At 47.6% G+C, this 21,241-nt stretch carries 15 protein-coding genes; 10 read left to right on the forward strand and 5 right to left on the reverse strand.

What is annotated here, in order from left to right:
* Positions 1–127 precede the first annotated feature (127 nt).
* The 4 genes from H6G50_RS06615 to H6G50_RS06630 all read left to right on the forward strand — a co-directional run bounded on the left by H6G50_RS06615 (position 128) and on the right by H6G50_RS06630 (position 5,774).
* Positions 128–2,365: a dynamin family protein gene (locus H6G50_RS06615; RefSeq protein ID WP_190714482.1), complete on the forward strand. Its 2,238-nt coding sequence runs from the start codon at positions 128–130 to the stop codon at positions 2,363–2,365.
* Between the two features lie 278 nt (positions 2,366–2,643).
* Entirely contained in the window at positions 2,644–3,414 is a 771-nt protein-coding gene (locus tag H6G50_RS06620) for a hypothetical protein (protein WP_190714484.1), read from the forward strand.
* 157 nt (positions 3,415–3,571) lie between these two features.
* Positions 3,572–4,447 (forward strand): alpha/beta hydrolase, encoded by an 876-nt coding sequence (locus H6G50_RS06625; RefSeq protein WP_190714486.1) that lies wholly within the window; start codon positions 3,572–3,574, stop codon positions 4,445–4,447.
* A 13-nt stretch (positions 4,448–4,460) separates the two neighbouring features.
* The gene (locus H6G50_RS06630) at positions 4,461–5,774 is read left to right on the forward strand and encodes a HEAT repeat domain-containing protein (protein ID WP_190714488.1); all 1,314 of its coding nucleotides are present in this window, start codon (positions 4,461–4,463) and stop codon (positions 5,772–5,774) included.
* Between the two features lie 130 nt (positions 5,775–5,904).
* Here H6G50_RS06630 and H6G50_RS06635 read toward each other — a convergent pair whose 3' ends face one another.
* On the reverse strand, positions 5,905–6,996 hold the full coding sequence (locus H6G50_RS06635; RefSeq protein WP_190714490.1) for a tocopherol cyclase family protein: 1,092 nt from the start codon (positions 6,994–6,996) through the stop codon (positions 5,905–5,907).
* 237 nt (positions 6,997–7,233) lie between these two features.
* Here H6G50_RS06635 and H6G50_RS06640 point away from each other — a divergent pair, with 237 nt between their 5' ends.
* Positions 7,234–8,070 carry a Uma2 family endonuclease gene (locus H6G50_RS06640; protein ID WP_190714492.1) on the forward strand — a complete coding sequence of 279 codons (837 nt, stop codon included), beginning with the start codon at positions 7,234–7,236 and terminating at the stop codon, positions 8,068–8,070.
* A gap of 14 nt (positions 8,071–8,084) precedes the next feature.
* Here H6G50_RS06640 and H6G50_RS06645 read toward each other — a convergent pair whose 3' ends face one another.
* Both H6G50_RS06645 and H6G50_RS06650 read right to left on the reverse strand, forming a co-directional pair.
* Positions 8,085–8,555, reverse strand: a complete 471-nt coding sequence (locus H6G50_RS06645) for a hypothetical protein (protein WP_190714494.1) — start codon at positions 8,553–8,555, stop codon at positions 8,085–8,087.
* Positions 8,556–8,587: 32 nt separating this feature from the next.
* Entirely contained in the window at positions 8,588–12,211 is a 3,624-nt protein-coding gene (locus H6G50_RS06650) for a caspase family protein (RefSeq protein ID WP_190714497.1), read from the reverse strand.
* 404 nt (positions 12,212–12,615) lie between these two features.
* Between H6G50_RS06650 and H6G50_RS06655 the strand changes: the two genes are divergently transcribed.
* The 4 genes from H6G50_RS06655 to H6G50_RS06670 all read left to right on the forward strand — a co-directional run bounded on the left by H6G50_RS06655 (position 12,616) and on the right by H6G50_RS06670 (position 17,224).
* Positions 12,616–12,966: a CU044_2847 family protein gene (locus H6G50_RS06655; RefSeq protein WP_190714498.1), complete on the forward strand. Its 351-nt coding sequence runs from the start codon at positions 12,616–12,618 to the stop codon at positions 12,964–12,966.
* A gap of 116 nt (positions 12,967–13,082) precedes the next feature.
* A complete protein-coding gene (locus H6G50_RS06660) occupies positions 13,083–13,955 on the forward strand; it encodes an ADP-ribosylglycohydrolase family protein (RefSeq protein ID WP_190714499.1) in 873 nt (290 codons plus the stop codon).
* Positions 13,956–14,311: 356 nt separating this feature from the next.
* Positions 14,312–16,222 (forward strand): 1-deoxy-D-xylulose-5-phosphate synthase, encoded by a 1,911-nt coding sequence (dxs, locus tag H6G50_RS06665; protein WP_190714500.1) that lies wholly within the window; start codon positions 14,312–14,314, stop codon positions 16,220–16,222.
* A gap of 390 nt (positions 16,223–16,612) precedes the next feature.
* A complete protein-coding gene (locus tag H6G50_RS06670; protein ID WP_190714501.1) occupies positions 16,613–17,224 on the forward strand; it encodes a hypothetical protein in 612 nt (203 codons plus the stop codon).
* Between the two features lie 65 nt (positions 17,225–17,289).
* Here H6G50_RS06670 and H6G50_RS06675 read toward each other — a convergent pair whose 3' ends face one another.
* Together H6G50_RS06675 and H6G50_RS06680 are read right to left on the reverse strand one after the other, a co-directional pair.
* A complete protein-coding gene (locus tag H6G50_RS06675) occupies positions 17,290–17,964 on the reverse strand; it encodes a hypothetical protein (RefSeq protein WP_190714502.1) in 675 nt (224 codons plus the stop codon).
* Positions 17,965–18,511: 547 nt separating this feature from the next.
* Entirely contained in the window at positions 18,512–20,239 is a 1,728-nt protein-coding gene (locus tag H6G50_RS06680; RefSeq protein WP_190714503.1) for a diflavin flavoprotein, read from the reverse strand.
* A 143-nt stretch (positions 20,240–20,382) separates the two neighbouring features.
* On the opposite strand from H6G50_RS06680, the gene H6G50_RS06685 reads away from it, so the two are divergent.
* Complete coding sequence (locus H6G50_RS06685; RefSeq protein WP_190714505.1) at positions 20,383–21,225, forward strand: type III pantothenate kinase; 843 nt, start codon at positions 20,383–20,385, stop codon at positions 21,223–21,225.
* The last annotated feature ends 16 nt before the right edge of the window (positions 21,226–21,241 follow it).

Raw genomic sequence — 21,241 nt, forward strand, 5'->3', positions numbered from 1 at the left:
TTAGTCAGGAGTTATAAGTCAGGAAGTTGTCAGTCAGGAGTTAGCCGTTCGCTGTTAACTGTTTGCTGGTTTTGGCGCACATTTTTCGGTAAGCTGTAGTAGCCGTAGCGATAAGGGTGTTGCGCGTATGTCTTCTCAACAGTTTCAAGAAACCTACGAAAACATATACACCACGGGCATCAAAATTTTACAGTACCTTCAAGAAATGCGCGCGGTGCAGATGAGCTTGGGGCAGGAATCCGACGCTTCGGGTAGCATTGAAGATGACCTCACGCGCGCTTTAGGTGCGCTTCAGGAACAGCGCTATCAGGTTGCGGTGATTGCAGCGATGAAGGCGGGGAAAAGCACGTTCCTGAATGCGCTGATTGGGGCGGACGTTCTGGCGAGCGAGACTGAAGCTTGTACGGTGTGCCGTACCGATATTCGTCCGATTCCCGAGGGTGCAGCCCCGAAACTCTGGGAACACCGACAGGGACAGAGTAAACCGATTTTACTAGCACAAGGCGACGCGATCGCGATTAAAACCAAATTTTTGCAGCGCACCCACGAAATTCGCGCCACTGCTAACCAAGACGACGCAACGCGCTTTACTCTCGAACATCCCATTGAAGCGCTCAGCGATCTTCCGGCGTTGAATGGGTTAACCTTGGTGGATACTCCCGGACCGAATGAGTGGCAGTCTGTTGATTTTAACGCGATCGCGCTCAAACAAGCCGCCCTAGAAGCCCTACGCACCTGCGATGCCATTCTTTTCATCCTCGATTACGGCTCGTTTAAAGATAATACCAATTCCGAGTTACTTCAAGATTTAATCGAACAGCGCCAAGAATTTTTAGCGCAAAACACCAGCAAAATTTATTTTTTATTGAATAAAATCGATCGCAAGACGGAAGACGACAGACCGATTGAAGATACAATTGCCGACCTGCGACAATTACTGATTAAGTTCGGCATTCCTCAACCCGTCATTTATCCTGCCAGTGCTTGGCTGGGGCTGCTTGCTAAATTGATTCAACAGGATACAGCGACTCCCAACCACATTAAAGATTTTAAACGTTTTTTCAGTGCGAAATACGCCCGCGAGAATGAAGAAGGCGACATTATTATCCCCAGTCCCAAAAAAATCGCCGATCGCGCCCTCGAAGATAGTTTAATTAAAGGCATAGAATCCTCGGTTATTCAGAGCGTTATTGCGAATTCCGGCTGGAACTTTTTAAATGATGTTACCGCTCAACTCGAACGAGCAACCCAAGCAATTGAAGATAGTCTGAATATTCGGATTAACGGCTGGGAAATGGAACTACAACCGCTTCGCCAGCGCCTAGAAGATTACAAACAAGCCGCTCGCGTTGCTCTCTTACAAGTTAAAGGAGTTAAAACTTTAGTCGAACAACAAAAAATTAAGTTAGTGGCCCAGTTTAAAGATAAGATTTTAGATTTCGCGCGCACGGCAAAACTCACCATTGAAGAAGAAATTGACCTCTTTGTTCAATCTTGGATGGCAGAAACAGAAAATCCTGAAGCAGAACGAATCGTAGAAGATGCCAGCAACCCTTCCACTCGGTTTGATGTACCGCAACGTCTAGCGGACTCCCTCAAAAAAGTTTTTTCTGGCTTAGGCGAGCGTTCCGATAATCCTTATGAAATTCGCTGCAATAGCGAAGAAGATGTAAATTCTGTCAAAGAAGATATCAATGGTTTTTGTTCCGTTTTAATTAGCCGTTGGTGGACAAATACTCAAGATAAGCTTTCGCGAGAAGGGATGCAAATTCGCGAAGAGTTGGTTGCGGAAATTTACGAGAATATTCAGACCATTTCTAACGATCTCTCCAAGCACCTTGGCGAATCCTTAAATGTAGCGTTGAATATTAATCCGATTCAGATGCTCAATTTTGACTTCCAGGGAATTGACGCTCAAGTTCAACATTTAACGGAAACTTATACCAAACTCAAAAAAGAGAAACGGAAAGCGTTTTGTCGCGATTATGAAGTCGATGTTCCGGTCGATGAGGAGCATTCTTACTATACCATCGATCTCAAAAAGACGATTGAAGCGATCGAATTAGAAATCGATCGCCAAACCGCCGGAAGTTTAGCGATTGTCGAACGCACCATCGAAACTCAAATTGCTGAAGATTTTCGCCACGCAGAAAAACAAATTTATAATTATATCGATCGCTTCCAACTCGAATTTGAAAACTTGCTCAAAGAACGCACCCGCAAAGAGGCAGAAGCGGATCGCGTTATTGCTGCCTTGGAGTTTCAACGAGACGAATTGCACGAATATATCGGTGAACTAGCGCAAACACGCGCATCGCTTCAGCAATGGATGCCCGCTGCACCCTCTCAACCGCAATCCCCGTAGATATAACTGTATCAGTACGATTTTTATTACAAACAGACTGCGTATAAATCGACTTTTGCGGGTATAAAATTTTTGACCCCAACTTTAGTGTAAACGACGAGAATGTAAAGATCGCTACCGAACATAGATTTCTTCTTTTGAAGATTATGACTCAGAGCGGTACTTTATCGAAACTTTATAAAGTCTTGATAATCGCGTATTTTTTCGGATGACAAAAGAGTCACGAATTTACACAATGAAGTAAAGTATGGAGTGCGCCGAGGAGGAAAAGTTGATTTATGAAGGAAGTCTTGGCACTGATTCGGAAGAAGAAAGAAGAATTTGAGAAGCTAGCACTTTTTGCATTCATGCAAGACACGAGTATTGCACCGCTTGAAAGAATTTCTTGGGCCCCTTGTCTTGCGCCCTTCGCGATGTGCGTTAAAGATCTCAATAATTATGTTTTACGCAAAGAACCTGCTGATAGTCTCCTCCAAGAAATGATTAATATTCATACTTATGAGGAATGTACGCATTGGGCTTGGTATCTTGCAGACTTAGAAAAGCTCGGGGTTAATTTATCTCTTCCTTTTACAGAAACCTTACGGTTTTTATGGGGGAATGAAACCCAAAGAACTCGTCAATTGTGTTACGATCTTGCCGCAATATGTCACTTTAACGATGACCCCGTTCTCAAGTTGACGGTCATCGAATGTATGGAAACTACGGGACGAGTAACGCTTATTTCGATGTTGCCCGTCTGTCGAGAGTTAGAAGGAATAACGCGCAAGCGCTTGAGTTATTTTGGCGAAGCCCATTTAAAGGTAGAACTCGGACATATTCGAGGCAGTTTGAAAAATGACTGCATTGAAAAATTTTTAGAGGCGATCGAGTTAAACAAAGAGCAAGAAAAAACGGCTTGTCAGATTGTTGAAAAAGTTTTTGCAAGTTTCTCGGCATTGATCGACGAACAGATGGAGTACGTTCAACGCCATACGGGTCAATATTTTTTTTCAACAATAGGCTGGGAACCTAAAAAAGGGCTAAGAAGTTGTGCAAGCATGAATTAAGGCTGAACCTCAGTACAGATTTTGACCTTAAAACTAGCGGTAGGTTCGCTCAAAGAGTTAAGATATTCGAGATTGATTCGATCGCGACTCGATAACTTCACAGTTATTCAGAGACAAGTTACGGCTTTTCTCGGGCAATTCCAGCGGTAGAAAGGGAATGCTATACCACGATTTCACAACCCAAGAAGAACTCGATTATCAATACGACCCCACAGCCTCGGGTATCGATTTGTCCGTCCATCTCAATTGGTACATCACTCGCAGTGCAGAAACCCGCAAGGAACTTTCCCATCACCTTCAAGTTCCTTACGGGCCAACGCGAGCGGAATATTTAGATATTTTTCCGGCAGCCGAAGCGAATGCGCCCATTCTTGTTTTTATTCACGGCGGTTATTGGGTCATGAATGACACTCAGCCGTTTAGTTTTGTGGCGCGCGGACCGGTTAGTGCGGGCATCACTACAATTGTGCTTAATTATGCGCTGTGTCCGAAAGTAACGCTGGATGAAATCGTGCGGCAAACTCGGGCGGCGGTTGCGTGGATTTACCGAAATGCGGACAGTTTCGGTGGAGATCGCGATCGCATTTACATTTCGGGACATTCCGCTGGCGGTCACTTAACAGCAATGGCGATGGCAACCGACTGGGAAAACGACTACAACCTGCCCCAAGATATTATTAAAGGCGGCTGCGCGGTTAGCGGTCTATTCGATTTAATGCCATTCCCTTACACTTGGCTGCAACCGAAACTCCAACTTACCTGGGGCGAGGTACTGCGCAATAGTCCGATTCGCCACATCCCCGAACGCGCCGGTTCCCTGATTATTACCTACGGCGGCGATGAAACGCCTGAATTTGCCCGTCAGTCGCAAGATTTTCTGAGGGCTTGGCGAAAAAAAGGACTTAAGGGCGAGTATCTCCCGCAACCGGGAAAAAATCACTTTAGCGCGATTGAGGGATTTATTGATGTTAATAACCCCCTAGGTGCGGCAATCCTGAAGCAGATACAGACTTCGACGAACTGCGAGAGTTGATACAGATTGCTTTATGCTCGATTTTCCCGATGAACTTTCCGAACTCGAACCCGAGGCAAAAAGCGAAAGCACGACTGCCGAACGCCTGGTAGAACTGGCACGTCGAAGCCAAGAACTGGCGCGCATCGTAGCTCAAAATCCTTACGCGCCGACTCACCTTCTTAAGGAATTGGGCTATAGTCACGATGTTTTGACGCGGCAAGCGGTTGTTGCTAATCCGAACGCGCCAACCGATATTTTATTGAATGTTGGTGGGGAGTTTCCCCAACAGTTGCTCGATAATCCGGTTTTTGGACTGCTATGGCTGGAAAACCCCGATTTAGTTGCAGCAATGCCTCAACGCACTTTATCCCGGCTGCTGGAATCTCTGCGCGGACAGCAGGAATTATTGGAGATTGTAGCGAATCATAGCTCGCGCTCGATTCGCTATCATGCCTATCGAGTATTACGGAAACCGAATTGCGCGATCGCTTGCTTGGAACGTTTGGCTGGCAGCGAGGATGGCGAAGTGCGCAGCGCGATCGCGGATAATCCTCAAACGCCCTTGTCTATTTTAGAACGATTGGCAGACGATCCTGATGATAACGTGCGCCGCAGTATTTCGAGAAATTCCAACACGCCGGTTTCTTGGTTAATTAAGTTCGCCAACGATCGCAGCGATGACGTGCGCGCGAATACTGCCCGCAATCCGCGAACGCCGGCCTCGGTATTGGAACAATTATCGCGCGATCGCGTGCAATCCGTTCGCTACGTTGTCGCCCGCCACCCCCAAACACCCCTCTCGGTGCTAGAAACTTTGGCAGCGGAACCCGATGTCAATATGCGGTGTGCGGTGACTCAAAATCCCAATCTTCCTGTCGGGGTGTTAGAAAAATTGGCACAATGTTCGGAAACGAGCATAAAACGGGCGATAGCCAGTCACCCGAAAGCCCCGATAGTGCTGGTTCGAGGATTGCTGTATGAGGGGGCAAAATGGTTTCGCGGCGATGTAGCACGCGATTCTCAGTCTGTTGAAATTTTGGAGCGATTAGCGCGCGATTGGGAACCTTGGGTGCGTCAGGGCGTGGCGGAGAACCGTCACACGCCTACTATCTTGCTGGAGAAGTTGTCAAAGGATGAGACGATGGAGGTGCGGCTCAAGATTGCCCAGCATCCCAATACCCCAGCAACCGTGTTAGCTTGTTTAGCCAGCGATCGCTATTTGAAAGTGCGGACGGAGGTTGCTAAGAATGTTAACACTGAAATTGAAGTCTTAAAAGGGTTAGCGCGCGATCGCATCGCCCCCGTTCGTCAAGCCGCCCAAATAAGGCTGCAATCGTTTTTGTAATTCGTAGTTCGTAGTTCGTAGTTCGTAATTCGTAATTCGTAATTCGTAATTCGTAATTCGTAATTCGTAATTCGTAATTCGTAATTCGTAATTCGTAATTCGTAACTCACCCTTCATAATTCATAACTCATCATTCATAATTTTCCCAAACTTCCTCCCAAGGTTCGCCACCGACTTCCAAACCGCAAAGATTACTTTCCGCTCGGAGGATGACATTTTGAGCGCGATCCCGTAGGGATCCGCTTCGCGGCGCGCGTAACGTTAACTGCAACCGTCCCAACATCGTATCCCGACAGCAGAACTGCAACCCCTCCCGCGTCGGCGCGCGCAACGGCGTTCCCGGTAAATCCGTCGTCCCCACCAACTCCACCTCGCCCTGTGCGTTGCGCGCCCGCATCTCCCAGCGTCCCCAAGGTTCGATGCGCCAACTCACCGCCGCATTCCACGGCACAAACTCGTAAAACTCCCCCCGATAGTGCAGGCAAATTAACGCCACCGACTCCATCCACCACAGCACCCCACGCCGTCCGCCGCCCGCCGTCAGCGCCAAATCCGCCTCGCCTTCAAACTGATTGCAATTTATCCAAAACCACTTCTGTGGGAACGAACGCCCCCAATTTTTCTCGCTATAAGCAGGCGCATCGCGAAACTCGTAACGCTGTCCGTTCCAGTCAATCCACCCCGTCGCCAAACCGCTTGCCATCAAAATCTGCCATCCCGGTTCAAAAATCGCGAACGAGGACAGCAAACCCGCCGTCGATTGTTGAATTCCGCGCGGATTTCCCCAACCGTATATCGGTTCGATTGTATAGTGCCAGCGACAATCGCGATCGCTGCCAGGATCGTGAATTGCCCCTTGATTGAGGCTAGCCGTCGCTTGATACCCCTCCCCCACCGCCGCCGCAAAAAGACTCGGTTCGAGTTCCTGCGGCGCAATCTCCAGATTGTGCTTGCCCCAATGTCCCAGCCCCAACCGTTCCTTCGCCCCCCAAAACCCCCGCACATCGGGAAAAGTCCGCCATAGATATTCGTCCTCCGGGCCTAAAACTTGAACCGCACCGCCGCTATTCGGTTGGTTGCCGATGGGGTCTTCAATCGAGTACATAAACGCAAACGTTTGCCCCGACTGCGGCAGCGTGACGCGGTAATACCACCCTTCAAAAAAACGACGGCTGCCATCCCAGTGGTAGCCGCTATGCGGAGTTTGGAGAGAATTGAACATAAAAAAATAATGTCTTCAGCCGTCAGCAACTAGATTTGTAGGGGTGGGTGTACCCAAAACCTTTGTTATTCTAACCAACGAAGATCTAAAAAACCGTCCCCCCAAAGTTTAGGTTATTTCGCCAGCATCCTTAAGCCGGGGGAAGGTCGGAAACGAGGGGCATGAAATACGTGCATTTGACATTTGCAATTTTTTTCCTAAAATTTAATTGAGTCTAAGTCCCTATTCGAGGTCGCGATGGTTTTCATTTCCCCAACATCAATCGCGCAGGAAGCTCCCCCACGTCCGCCCAAAGAAACCCTGCCAACGATGTACGATCTTCCCAGCGAAAATCCGGAGAAACCTGGTTTGCCTGACGAATTTCACGCCCTTCAATCCCAACTTTTAAGCCGCACGCTGCAACTGCCGAATTACTCTCCAGAAAATTGCTTTGCTGCTTTAGACCTCAATCTTTACTACACAGTCAAACATCCTCTCTGGTATAAGCGTCCTGATTGGTTTCTAGCAATTAATGTACCGCGTCTTTATGAAGGAACAGAACTTCGACGCAACTATGTTATTTGGCAGGAAGAACACAACCCTTATGTCATTGTAGAATTGTTATCGCCGGGAACTTCTAGGGAAGATTTAGGAAGATTTTATCGCGAAGAAGAAAAGGAGTTAGAAGAAGCCCAGCTAGCTTCTGAAAAACCAGGAAAACTTGAAGTCTACGAAAAATATTTACGGGTTCCGCATTACTTCGTATACAGCCGCTATACCCAACAGTTGCGATATTTTAAATTAGAAGGAGGACTCTACCGAGAACAAACTTTTCAATCCGAAAAGCCTAAAATTTGGCTGGAAGATTTAGAAATTGGTTTGGGAATTTGGGAAGGTGTATTTGAAGGAATCCCCAATTTTTGGCTGCGCTGGTGCGATGCGGAAGGAAACTGGTTGCTGACGGATACCGAGCAAGCGCAGTTAAAATTGCGTCAAGCGGCTAGAAATCTGTTAGCAACAGGCATGGGTACGAGCCAAATCGCCGAAATTTTGGGAATCTCAGTAGAGGAAGTAGAGGAAAGTGCTTATCCCTAATCTTCAATCTACGTCTAACATCTTAAAACCATTGAAAGAAATCGTACAATTTCTCGGGTAATATCAGTTTTAATAACTTCAACTTCAGACTCATTACTCTGAGATTCCTGTAATCTTATAGACAAGCGCTCTAAATCAAGTAAAACTTTTTGGACTTGTATTTTTATGTATAAAACTCGTTCTAATTTTATATCTCCATCCAAATCTTGAGTCATTAATTTCATCAATATGTCTCCAATTACTTTAAATTTTTCGTCTATTTCTTTTTCAGACAAAAATGCTCCACTTCTTCGCTTCCCTGATGATTTAAATAAATTTTCTCCACTTTCTGTTTCCTCTCCTGGTACTCGCAAGGGAACGTTTTCACCAATTGGTGGAGACGTAGTTTCTTCAACTTTAGATAAATTAAAGAGTTCAGCAAATACATCAACTAGTTGTTTAGTGTCTTCACAATACTTATTTCCGCAATCTGTGTGTATACCCATATGGCTCCTCCTTAACTTCATTGGTAAATAAATTATTGGCACAAACTTCTGATTTCTAAAGACAGGTTTTTCTCATTTGTTTTTAAGTAACCTTTTAGCTTATCGCAAGCCCCGAACAGTAAATTCGATGAATCCAGTTTAACATAATTTCTTTTACTATATTTAAAATCCCAAATTCTAATTGATTTGTCATGTCCTCCAGACGCTAAAATTCCGCTATTGTTAAAGCTTATGCTGACGACAGATCCTTGATGTTTCTTCAGTTCAGAAAAAGGATTATTGTTTGTAGCTTGAGATGGAACATGATTGTTTAGGATTCGAGAAGTTTGCCATACTTTAACAGTTCCATCCTCTTTGGCTACACCAATAAAATTACCATCTGGGCTAAACTGAGTATCATATGCTGCTCCTCCTTTATTGTCTGCTATTGCACCAATCTTATTGCCGTTTCTATCCCAGAGTTTTACAGTTCCTTCCAGGTCGCCACTAACAATTAGTTTTCCATCTAAGCGGAACCTTACTGACATAATTTTACTGCTATTTTTTCCTATACACTTGTTAACTTTTATGCCTGGTTTTGTCCTCAAATCCCAAATTTCTAAGTCGCAACCTTGATAACTATTGGCAACTAATTTAGCTGAATTTAGAGGATCAAAATCAATTCCATAGATTGAGGGTTTACTGGTTGTTACTTTTTCTCGCTGGGTATTTATTTCATTGAGTAATATTTTTTTGTTTATATCCCAAACTCTAATGTATCCATCTTGGCTACTCGCTGCTATTTTACCATCTTCACTAAAACTGATGTCATAAATCGCTCCGTAGTTGTTCGTCGGAGGCTGCCAATATAATTTACCTGAAACAGTCCAAATATTAAGAGTTCCATTCTCACCGCCAGAAGCAACGAAACGACTATCAGGACTAAAGCGCATCCTTGAAATGTCTTTTTGAAATCTCTTCGGTAATTCATGAGGGATAAATATATTTTTGTCAAGGAACCAAAAAATAATTCTTCCTCCAGTGTCAGCAGAAGCTAATATTTTTCCATTTGGACTAAACTCGACAGTAATAATTCTTTCTTTATGTGCATCTAAACGATTGCGTTCTTGAACTCGCTCAATTATAGTAGCGATTTGATTCAAGGTTTCCTGACTTTTTATTTCTAGACGTATTAATTCTTTGAGAGCTTTAATACTAGCGATTAAAGCATCAAGTTGGTTGTCTTGACTCAATAATGTTTGAGCATTACCAAGCAAAGCACCGACAGCGACTTTTTCACGCTCATTTTTAGCTCCATTGAAATATTGTGCTGTAATTCCAAGTCCTAAAGCCACTGTTGCTAAAATTCCTGCTGCCGCCGCAAATCGCGTGCGTTGTCTCTGTACTTTTACTCTAGTTTCTGCTTCTTGTCTGCGCTCTCGTTCTGCCTCGGTTGCTTTTTCAGCTTCTAACTTTTGTTCGAGTTCTGCCAAGGCGCGGGCTTCGGCTTCTTTTGCTCGTTCTGACTCAGCTTTCGCTGCCTTTTCCGCTTCTAGCTTTAATTTTCGCTCGGCTTCTGCATTCGCTTCGGCTGCTTCGCGCAATCTCCGTTCGTTGTCGAACTTTTCTTGCACTTCACGATCGCGCCGCTTTACACTCTCCTCAATAAACTCCTTCTCTTCCGCCGACAACCGCACCCCTTTCTGTCCCTGCAACGCCTCCGCATCGCTCAACCACAGCCCACTTAACAGCGCCTCCTCCGACTTCCCAGCGTTGCACCAAGTCGCAAAATACCCCTCAAATCGACGCTTGCGCCGCAAATTGTCCCGATTTTCTGCTATCCAATCCCGCAGCATCCCCCAGTTTGACAGTAGCGCTTCGTGCGTCACTTCCACGTAAGATTCGTAATGATCCTCGCTGACTTTATGCAGCGTCATCGCCACTAACCGACTCTGCACTAAACTATCTAAGACGCGCTCGAACTGTTCGGGGGAATCCGCTTCTGCGGCTAAACTTTCCTTAGTAACGCGGCGACGAGTTACCGTATCGCCTTCCCCCAATTCCACCAATTCCAAACAGAGGCGGCGCAGTAAATCCCGCTCCCGCTCCTCCGGAAAGCTGCTATAAATTAAATCTGCCTTCTTATCCAGCGCGCCCCCAACGCCGCCAATTTGGTTGTATTCCTCCCAAGTCAGCACCGCTGTTTCCGAGGTTACTTCCTCAATTGCGACACGCCACAACTCTTGCAGGGCGTATTGCAGCAAGGGTAACGCTGCCGGTTGCGCTGCGACTTCCCGCACCATCCGTTCGACTAATCCACCTTGAAAGCTGACTCCGTGCAGTTTTGCCGGTTCCGCGATCGCGCGATACAATTCCTCAGTGGTTAATGGTTCCACCATATACGTCGTCGGTTGCGTTTCGTTTGCTAACGCCGCAATTTCCGGGTATTCTGCACAGCGATCGAGAAAATCGCCGCGAATCGCCATAATCACCTGTCCTTGGCGTTCTAAATTTTTAACAACTTCCGCAACGAGGTGAAAAAAGGATTTACGCAGTTCGTCATCCTTACAAAGGGTAAATACTTCTTCAAATTGGTCGATAAAGAGGATAAACGGTCGATTTTGACTGTGGAGCGAAGTCAGGCGATCGATGAGAACTTGAGGGGGATTGTACCCTGGAGTCAGAGAATCAAGAGTATACTGTTTCTCCAGCGTCGGTAATAATCCCGCTTTAACCAGCGAAGACTTTCCCGCGCCCGACGCGCCAATAATGCAGAGAAAACGCCCTTGACGCAGGCGCATCTGTAAATCCTGAATCGCTTTTTCTCGTCCGAAGAAATAGCTCGATTTTTCCCGATTAAAAGCATCCAAACCCACATAGGGATTATCGCGATTCACCCGTACTTCCGATTCTACAGCCCGCTGTGGCTCGTAAGAAACAACAGCGATCGAATTGCCATAGCCCATATAAATGGGTTGCTGTCCGGAGCGCCTTAACTGGCTTTCGATCTTATCGATCAAATTCAGACTATTAATCGTGCCATCGCGAGCCGCTGAATCAGAAGATAAAGCGGTTAATAACGCTCCTGTAAAAATGCTATGCTCTCTCCCAACGTAAGAAACTTCAAAGCTTTGGCTTGAAGCAATCAAACAAGCATTGCGCGTTTTATTGAAGACCGATAATTTTTCATTCATCAATCGTTCTTCGATTAAATAGCCGCTGTGACAACAGTCAAGCAATACCAGTAAGCTACTCAAGCGCGCATCAACTAAGAGTTGGTTTAAACTGTCTAAAGAAACGCCGTTCCGCTGCCCGGTAATTTTACCAGCGTTGGTTTCGAGCAAGCAATCCGAAGTCGCGAGATAGCCGTTTTCTTGTCCTAAAATATCGACTGTTTTGAATCCGTGTCCGGTAAAATAAATAAACGCTTCTTGCCCAACTGCTCGTTCAAATAAAAACGTTCTCAGTGCTTCACCGAGGACATTTCCTATCAATTTTTCGGGCGCGATATAATAACCTTTTGCTTCGTTCCAACCTTCCGGCAAGTGTTGAATTGTATCAAAATTGCCGTATTTCTCTAAAATTTGCGCGACAGCTTCTGCGTCCCCTGTCGCTTTCTCTAAACGCGAAAAGCTAGCATATTCTGCAATTCCAATAATCAAAGCGTGTCTTGTCATCTTGACCTGCGCTGACGAGATGTTGGGGTGAATATTTATTACAAACGCTTGACAGTATTTGGTAGATTTTGTTGAGCGCGAGGAGGTTATTGAGAGCGAAATGAGTAGATTGAAATCCGCGCTGTAACGAACTAATTTAACTCTTCTTCGGTGCGTTACGTTTTGCGCTCCGCACCCTACTGCCTAATTTAACTCTTCGGTGCGTTACGCTTTGCGCTCCGCACCCTAATGCCTAATTTAACTCTTCGGTGCGTTACGCTTTGCGCTCCGCACCCTACTGAATAATGAGTTGAAGAGATTGCACGCTGGTTATCGATTAACTCCACCAGCATAGCCCAATTTTCCGGAAATGCCAGCAAATTTGCTGAAATAGGTTCTAATGGGTTTTTTACCGAGGAAAAAAAATGTCAGAAGTCCAACGTCTGCTGATTGAAGAAAACGGCGAAGTCTACGAAATCTACGTCGAAGCGAAGGACGCGCCGAGTATCCCGCCGCCGGTTGCTAATAACCCCCGGCAATCGATGGGTGCAAATCCGGTTGCGAAGTTGCAGCAAGCGCAACAAATGATTCGCGGTTATACGGTTTATGCGTTGCGAGCGTTTAAGGAGTTTAAGGATGCAGAAATTGAGTCGGTAACGCTCAAGTTTGGGATTAAAATCGGTCTGAGTACGGGAATTCCTTATATTACTGAAGGTAAAGCCGACAGTAATTTAGAAGTTGAGGTGAAATGCAAGTTTCCCAATTCTAATGTTTGACGCATAACTTCCTATTGAGGGTAGGTTTGAAAATGGAGCGAAGCGCGACCCTTCTGCATTAGAAAAGATTTATGCTGGAGGGATGATTAATTTTGTGGCAGCGAGGGGTAAAAGAGGTGCGATATTCGCTATTGAGTCGGTTTGAGGGAGGGTTACTCGGCGGTGCGATCGCGGCGGTAAAATTACAACAACGGGGCAGTGCTGACTCGATCTCCGACGCTTGCGAACTCCAAGATAGCGCGATCGCATCGCTCCTGCGTTGCGGCGGGTTCGATGCGTCCGATTGGCTTGCCGCGATCGCAACTTTATCCCCCTCCCTGCTGCAACGCCGCCAAAAAATGACCGCCAGCGAAGTCGCGATCGCGATTTTTCCCCTCGCCTTCTACTCCCACGAACACCGAGATAGCTTGCATGCGCGGGTACGGGAGGCTGCGGGCGTTTGGCTGCACGACGGCGAAAACCTCGCCGAACTGCTACTCTGGGCTGACGCGATCGCGCTCATTTTACGCGAAAAACTCCCCCCCAACCGCCTCCTCGATAGCCTCCTCGCGAGCGCGATCGATCCCGCCGCAGAAAACCTCAAAACCCTCGAATATCTCTCCCTCCAACTCGAACGCGCCACTCCCTTGGAAGCCATTGCGCGCGCCCCCGAAGCCCCCAGCGCGATCGCCCTCGCCCTCTACAGCTTTGCCGCCACCCCCGAAGCCTTCTCCCTGTGCCTCGATCGCGCCCTGCGAACATCCCTTGTATCCCCCCTCGCACCCCTACTCGTTGGCGCGATCGCCGGTCTCTACAACAGCAGCAGCGGACTGCCAGCGCGCCCCGGACTCGACCCCTCCCAACTCCAACACCGCCAGCAGCAAGCGCGACAACTCTTTACGGCTTGGTCTGGAAGCTATCGCCTCGATCGCTGGAACCTAAACGCCCCTGTCATTGCGGGCGCTGGAATGCTGCAAGCGCGACCCTCCCTCAAAATTATCTCCCACTAGCCGACCTCATAAAAATTCCTTCGCCCCGTCCCCCCTCAGTTACAGCGTCGAACTCGAACAGACGGAAAATTACGGTCTCGTTATCTGCGAGGACTTTTGGCAATATTAAACACCTCCGAGATCGAAAAGAGCAATACAATTTGTGGGGGCGGTTTAAGCATATAGCCATACCATTAGCGTTAACTTTAAAGTGAAATCCAGATTGCAAAAGCTTTGCTTTCAACCCCCTCACCTCCTCTAAACTTCCCTCAGTCCTTGCTATCAAGGAAAACAGCGAATGTTAACGCTGTTCCTCAACGGGGTGAGGGGAGAGAAGACGAAACTCCTTTCTTCAAACAAAAGAAACCCATTACAAAATGCACATTAGCGAAATTACACATCCCAACCAGTTACACGGTCTTTCTATCCGCGAACTGGAGAATATCGCTCGCCAAATACGAGAAAAACATTTACAAACCATTGCTGCGACCGGCGGACACCTCGGTCCAGGCTTGGGAGTCGTCGAATTAACCCTCGCGCTGTACCAAACCCTCGACCTCGATCGCGATAAAGTTATCTGGGATGTCGGCCACCAAGCTTACCCCCACAAACTGATCACCGGCCGTTACAACAACTTCCACACCCTGCGCCAAAAAGACGGCGTTGCAGGCTACCTAAAACGCTGCGAGAGCAAATTCGACCATTTTGGAGCCGGACACGCCTCCACGAGCATTTCTGCGGCGTTAGGCATGGCGCTAGCGCGGGACTTAAAGGGCGAAGACTTTAAAACGGTCGCCATCATCGGCGACGGTTCCCTCACTGGCGGTATGGCCCTTGAAGCCATCAACCACGCCGGACACCTGCCCCACACCCGCCTCATGGTCGTCCTCAACGACAACGAAATGTCCATCTCGCCCAACGTCGGCGCGATTTCTCGTTACCTCAACAAAGTTCGCCTCTCCCCCCCCGTCCAATTCCTCTCCGGAAACCTCGAGGAACAATTCAAGCACCTCCCCTTCTTTGGCGAATCCCTTTCCCCAGATATGGAACGCCTCAAAGAAAGCATGAAGCGCCTCGCCGTCTCCAAAGTTGGCGCAGTGATTGAAGAATTAGGCTTCAAATATTTCGGCCCCATCGACGGACACAACCTCGAAGAATTAATCGAAACCTTCAACCGCGCCCACCGTATCGAAGGCCCCGTTCTCGTTCACGTTGCCACCGTCAAGGGTAAAGGCTACGAAATCGCCGAAAAAGACCAAGTAGGCTACCACGCCCAAAATCCCTTCGACCTCGCCACGGGCAAAGCCAAGCCTTCCACTAAGCCCAAACCGCCCGCCTACTCCAAGGTTTTTGCCCACGCCCTCACCAAACTTGCCGAAGATAACCCCAAAATCGTCGGCATTACCGCAGCGATGGCTACGGGTACGGGTTTGGATAAACTGCAAGCCAAACTGCCCAAACAGTATATCGATGTCGGCATTGCCGAACAGCACGCCGTCACCTTAGCGGCGGGGTTAGCGTGCGAAGGAATGCGCCCGGTCGTAGCGATTTATTCGACCTTCCTGCAACGCGCCTACGACCAAGTGATTCACGATGTCTGCATTCAAAATCTGCCGGTATTCTTCTGTATGGACCGCGCGGGGATTGTTGGTGCGGACGGCCCGACGCACCAAGGGATGTACGATATCGCTTACTTGCGCTGTCTGCCCAACATGACAATTATGGCTCCTAAAGATGAGGCAGAATTGCAACGAATGTTAGTGACGGGGGTTAATTATACCGACGGCCCGATCGCGATGCGCTATCCGCGCGGTAATGGCATAGGCGTACCGTTGATGGAAGAAGGCTGGGAACCGTTGGAAATTGGTAAGGGCGAAATCCTCCGCAATGGCGACGACTTGCTGCTGTTGGGCTACGGCACGATGACGAATACGGCAATGCAAGTGGCGGAAATTCTTAGCGAACACGGCGTAGAAGCAACAGTGGTAAATGCGCGCTTTGTCAAGCCTTTAGATACAGAACTTATTGTCCCGCTCGCTCAGCGCATTGGTAAAGTAGCGACCCTAGAAGAGGGTTGCTCGATTGGCGGTTTCGGTACTGCGGTGCTGGAAGCGCTACAAGAGCATGATGTGTTAGTGCCGGTGAAGCGGTTCGGCGTTCCGGATATTTTAGTCGATCATGCGACACCGGAGCAATCGTTTGCAGAGCTTGGTTTGACGGGTTCGCAATTAGCAGAACAAGTGCTGGCGGCGTTCTTTAGTCAGAAGCAACCCGCCGCCGTCGGTTAAGGGGAACTGCTAAGGTAGGGACGTTCGATCGAACGTCCCTGCAACTCGAAGGGTTTATGGGGCGATCGGGTTTTTCGTCTGATGTTGTTTTGCAGCGGATTTAAGCAAAAGATTTTATCGATATTTTGCGGGATTTTACGGAGAGTTAACTTTTCAGTTGTGCTGCTTGCGACTAGGATTATTTTTAAAGTAAAATCTATGGTTAAGTTTAAATTGTTAAATATAACTTATACGTTAGCGATCGCGGCGAACTAAATCTCAAGTCTCGATCGCATTCCCGTTCCTTTCTCGAAAGTTGAATGAGAGTAAGGCATCTTTTTTCAATTAATGTGAATTTTTGTTAAGCTTTACCTAAAGCGAGTGCTTAACAGTAACAGGGGAAAAACTACCATGAACGAACCATGTACTCGATTTCAGACCAATCTATCGAGAGTTGCAAAGAACTCATCAAGCTGGGATAGGCTGGTTAATGATAGCTCAGACTGTCGAATTACGCGCCACGATCGCGAAAAAAGACAAGTTGAAGCGCTTTTTGCTGAGGCATTGGGTTTAGTCGAGCGGGCAAGAGCAAGCTCTAGTCAATCGGTGCTTCTGGATTGGGAGGACTTCGAGAATAATTCGCCCTTGAATCTAAGCTTAGCTCGCGCGCGCTCCGTCTACTGCGTAAAAATATTAGCATCCGCGATCGCATCCTACCAATCGATTTGTAGCGATCGTCTCCAACGGCAAGTTAGAAGTGTAATTGCGCGCCTGACTCAAAATCCGTTTCTGAGCCACAGCATCAAATTGCCCATTGAAGAAGAAAAATTAAACTGGCAAGCTCGTAAAATTCAGCTTGATTCTTGGGGAATTTTATATGCCGTGGACGAGGGCAGACGACAAGCCATCGTTATTGAGATTACCGCCAGGGAAAATGATTATTTTAGTATTGCTTCCCTAGAAAACATTGTATTCAGCGATCGCAGTAATCTCTTGGGCCATTTAACTTATCACTATTGCTAAAGTATCGATCGCGATCGGACTTGAAAATATTTTTGTAAATAGATGCACCCTAAAACGATTTAGGTTTACCATAGACCTCGAATCGGCTCTGGGGAGGCTACAGGAACGCCTAAACTCGCGCAATCATAACTCGGATAAAGGGATTGACAAACACCTTGAAGCTTGTCTTGGTTCGGTAAAGATTCTCGGTAATCTTTAAAAAGAGGGCCGTTGACAATCTCTGCATACTCTTCGGGGGGAATCGCTCGTAACGTTCCCGGCAAACCGATTTGGGTAATACCAATTTGCTGACCTTGATTGACTTGCAAGGGTGTCGCTCGCCTCTTATCCTTTCCCGTTAAGAGTTGTACGTTGCCCTCCAGCACTCTCAACGTCCCAGAACTCCCTTGCGGACTTTCGGGATCTTTTTCGATTGTATAAATGGTTCCTTGAACGGCAACAGAAAAGTCAGCCACACAACCATTAGCCGGGCCGCTAATCAAAAGTTGACCGCGTTCGACTTCGATACATTGACCGACTGTGACCGAAGCATTTTGACCCAAACGACCGGCAGCGCCGTTATTAAAGGTTATACTGGCTCGGGTTTCGCCTTCGGTGCGGATCGTTTGACGGAATTGGGCGCTATCGCTGATGGTTGCTTGTTCCTGCTCGATAAAGACGCGATCGCCATCCAAAATTTCTTGAATGGTGGCTTGATTCACTTGCGCGATCGCTGGAAGACGAGGAAGACTAAGAAGCATAAAAAAACATAAACCCCCTAGAGCGGCACTAACGAAGCGCCACCAGCGACGTGCAGACAATATTTGATGGAAACGAGTCATAGTCAATATTTAGGGTATGGGCATCCTTATATAGCCTAAGCTTTTCCCCTGCTAGACAACCAGTCTACTGCTGGGGGTTGACAAACAGACTTATATATGATTTCACTTGCCATTCACTCATGCACTTCTGGGGTAAAAACGAACTCTACTAGAAACTTAAGAGTGCTTGTATAGCGCTACGGGTCGAAGAATGAGCATTCCTAAAAGCTAGAAGCCTTGGCTGGTGGGCGCTGCCCACCCTACCGAATGTCCTAATACCAATTCTCCAAGTTCGGACTTGAGAATGCTTGTGCGAGTTGGCATCAACAAAAAAATCCCTAGCAATTAAGCTAGGGATGAAATCCAATGTGCATCTACCACTTCTGTAATTTATGTACGGGGACGAGATCGCAGCTTCGGGACAATTTTCAAGAAATCCTCTCGAACGCTTCGCTTCCCCGAACAATTAACCAATACCCGATACCCATTAATAGTGATTCCCGACCTTGCGATGGTGAACTGCCGTCAGCGCATCGGGTTTGGATACGCGCCCGCTGTCAATTTTGCTGTAGACAATCCAATGGTCGTTGCATTCCATACGGCTCAGGACTTCGCATTCGAGGTAAGCTAAAGCATCGGTGAGGATCGGCGAACCATTGCTCGCAGTTTGCACGTTTACGCCCTCAAAACGGTCTTCGCCCGGTTTAAACCGTTTGAGGAAGTGTTTCATTAAGACTTGATAGTTGCTTTCCTCGAGGATATTGAGAACGAAGCGATCGCCGACGTGCATAATCGACTCGATCGCGCGATCTTTCGCCACCGCGATCGAAACCCCCAACGGTTCAAAACTCGCCTGCGCAACCCAAGAAGCCAACATTGCCCCTTTCACCGTTCCTTTTTGAGCGGTAATAATGTATAGTCCCCCACTCAAGCGTCCCATCGCCTTATCTAAATCGGTGTCGAGGGATTTCATCTGTTTGACGGCTTTCTCGCGCGTCAGCCATTGTCCCATATCCGTCCCGGCTTCTTCGCAAAGCTGGTAAGTAATTTCGGTTGGCGTGTCCGTTAAGCGAATTCCGGGGAAAATCTCTTTCAACCCCGCATCGCGGAATTTATTGCGTAAGGGATACATCGGTTCGTCGCTACCGCCATACGCTTCAAAGAAACCGATGACTTGTTTGTTGTGGGCGGCGGCTAAAATAGTGCCGATAGTTGCGGTGGTTTCGCCGACGTAATCGCCGGTGGTGGGCGGCATTCCGACGACTAAACCCGTAGCGCGTTTGACTAATTCTTGGACTTCTTGGGGATCGGCAGATTTTAAGTCCATTGTTTCGACAGCGATGCCGGTTTTAATAATACCGTGGGCAATGGCTTGAGAGATGCGATCGCTGTAGCCGTAGTCTGCCATATAAAATAAGGCTACGGTTTTTTCTGCCTTAGCTTGAGCATTACTCCAGTCCCAATAGCGGCGCAACAATTCATCAACATTATGCTTCAATAATGGGCCGTGACCGTTAGCAACGATTTTCACTTCGCCCAGGGCTTCCATGCGTTTCATGGCTGAAATCACCGATCGCGCATTCGGCCCCATCAAACATTCATAATAAAAGCGATAATCCGGCTCGATCGCTTTCAAATCTTCGTCCAACAGATCGTCGGAACAATAGTGCATTCCGAACGCATCGCAGGTAAACATAATTTGCGTACCTGCGTCGTAAGAAAACATTGTATCGGGCCAATGCAAATTCGGGGCATTAATAAATTCCAGTTGATGCCCTTTGCCCAAATCGAGCTTATCGCCATTTTTCACTTGCTTGCGCTCGAAGGGTTGATGAACCATATCTTCGAGGAATTGAAGCGCTACTTTTGTCCCGACTACAACAGCTTGGGGGGCGAGTTCCAAAACATCTTTCACCAAACCGCTATGATCGGGTTCGGTATGGCTGATAACGAGGTAATCGATGGTTTTAGGATCGATTAAACCCGTTAGCGTTTCTAGGTAGAGGTTGCGGAACTTTTCGTGGGAAGTATCGACGAGGGCGACCTTCTCGCCGCGAATGATATAAGAATTATAGGTTGTCCCATTTTGCAAGCCGAATTCGATATCGAAGCGATCGCGATCCCAGTCGAGAGAACGAATGGCGGTGGTATCTGCTGCAATCTCTCCAACTTGAATTGTCAAGCGCTTTTGCGTTTTTACTGGCGTTGCTACCATCAATCGCTCTCCTTAAATAGATTAAGTATTATTGCTTAATTAACGTTTCTTTGATTTTAGCGCACCATTGGTGTAACGGTTTGCGAACAAAATGATAAAAGTGCCGGGGCAAACGGCAGTTTCGAGGCTTCAATCTTAATTCTATGCAAAAAACTGATAACTTAGATTGGCTGGGCTTAGCGATCGGCAACTCGCGCCTGCATTGGGCTTGGTTTCAGGGTCAAACGCTCCTGGAAACGCACAACAGCGAGCATTTCAGCCCCGAAAATCCCTCTCAATTTATCCCCCTTCGTTGGCCGATAAATATACCCCTAATTATGGCTTCCGTTGTGTCGCAGCAAACGGTATTGTTAAAGAAGTCGGGTTTATGGGGCGCGATCGCAGAGATCCAATTAGCAGATATCCCCTTAGAAGGGATCTATGCAACAATGGGGATCGATCGCGCCCTTTCTATTTTAGGAGCCGCGCAAACCTACGGCGCGCCCATCCTCGTTATCGATGCAGGAACAGCCCTAACCTTTACCGCTGCCTCCCCCTCTCCCCGTCTCCCAGTCCCCCAGTCTCCCCCTCACCCAGTCTCCCCCTCACCCAGTCACCCAGTCTCCCCCTCACCCCCTCACCCCCTCACCCCCTCACCCCATCCCCTCACCCTCCTCGGCGGTGCAATTCTGCCGGGATTGCGGTTGCAGTTTCAGGTTTTAGGGCAAAAAACGGCGGCACTTCCGGAAGTTCAATTACCAGAGTCTTTGCCGTCGCGTTGGTGCTTAGAGACTGAGGGCGCGATCGCTTCGGGAATTCTCTATACCGTTCTAGCCGGAATTCGCGATTTCATTGCCGATTGGCGCGCCCAATTTCCCCAAAGCGCGATCGTTTTAACGGGTGGCGATGCGGATTGGTTGCAAAGACAATTGTTAGAAATTCCAGGAATTATTGTCGATCCATATTTAATTTTTTGGGGAATGCGAGGGATAATTTGTAATTCGTAATTCGTAATTCGTAATT

It is taken from the genome of Oscillatoria sp. FACHB-1406 (genome assembly GCF_014698145.1).
In the GTDB taxonomy this organism is placed as follows: domain Bacteria; phylum Cyanobacteriota; class Cyanobacteriia; order Cyanobacteriales; family Spirulinaceae; genus FACHB-1406.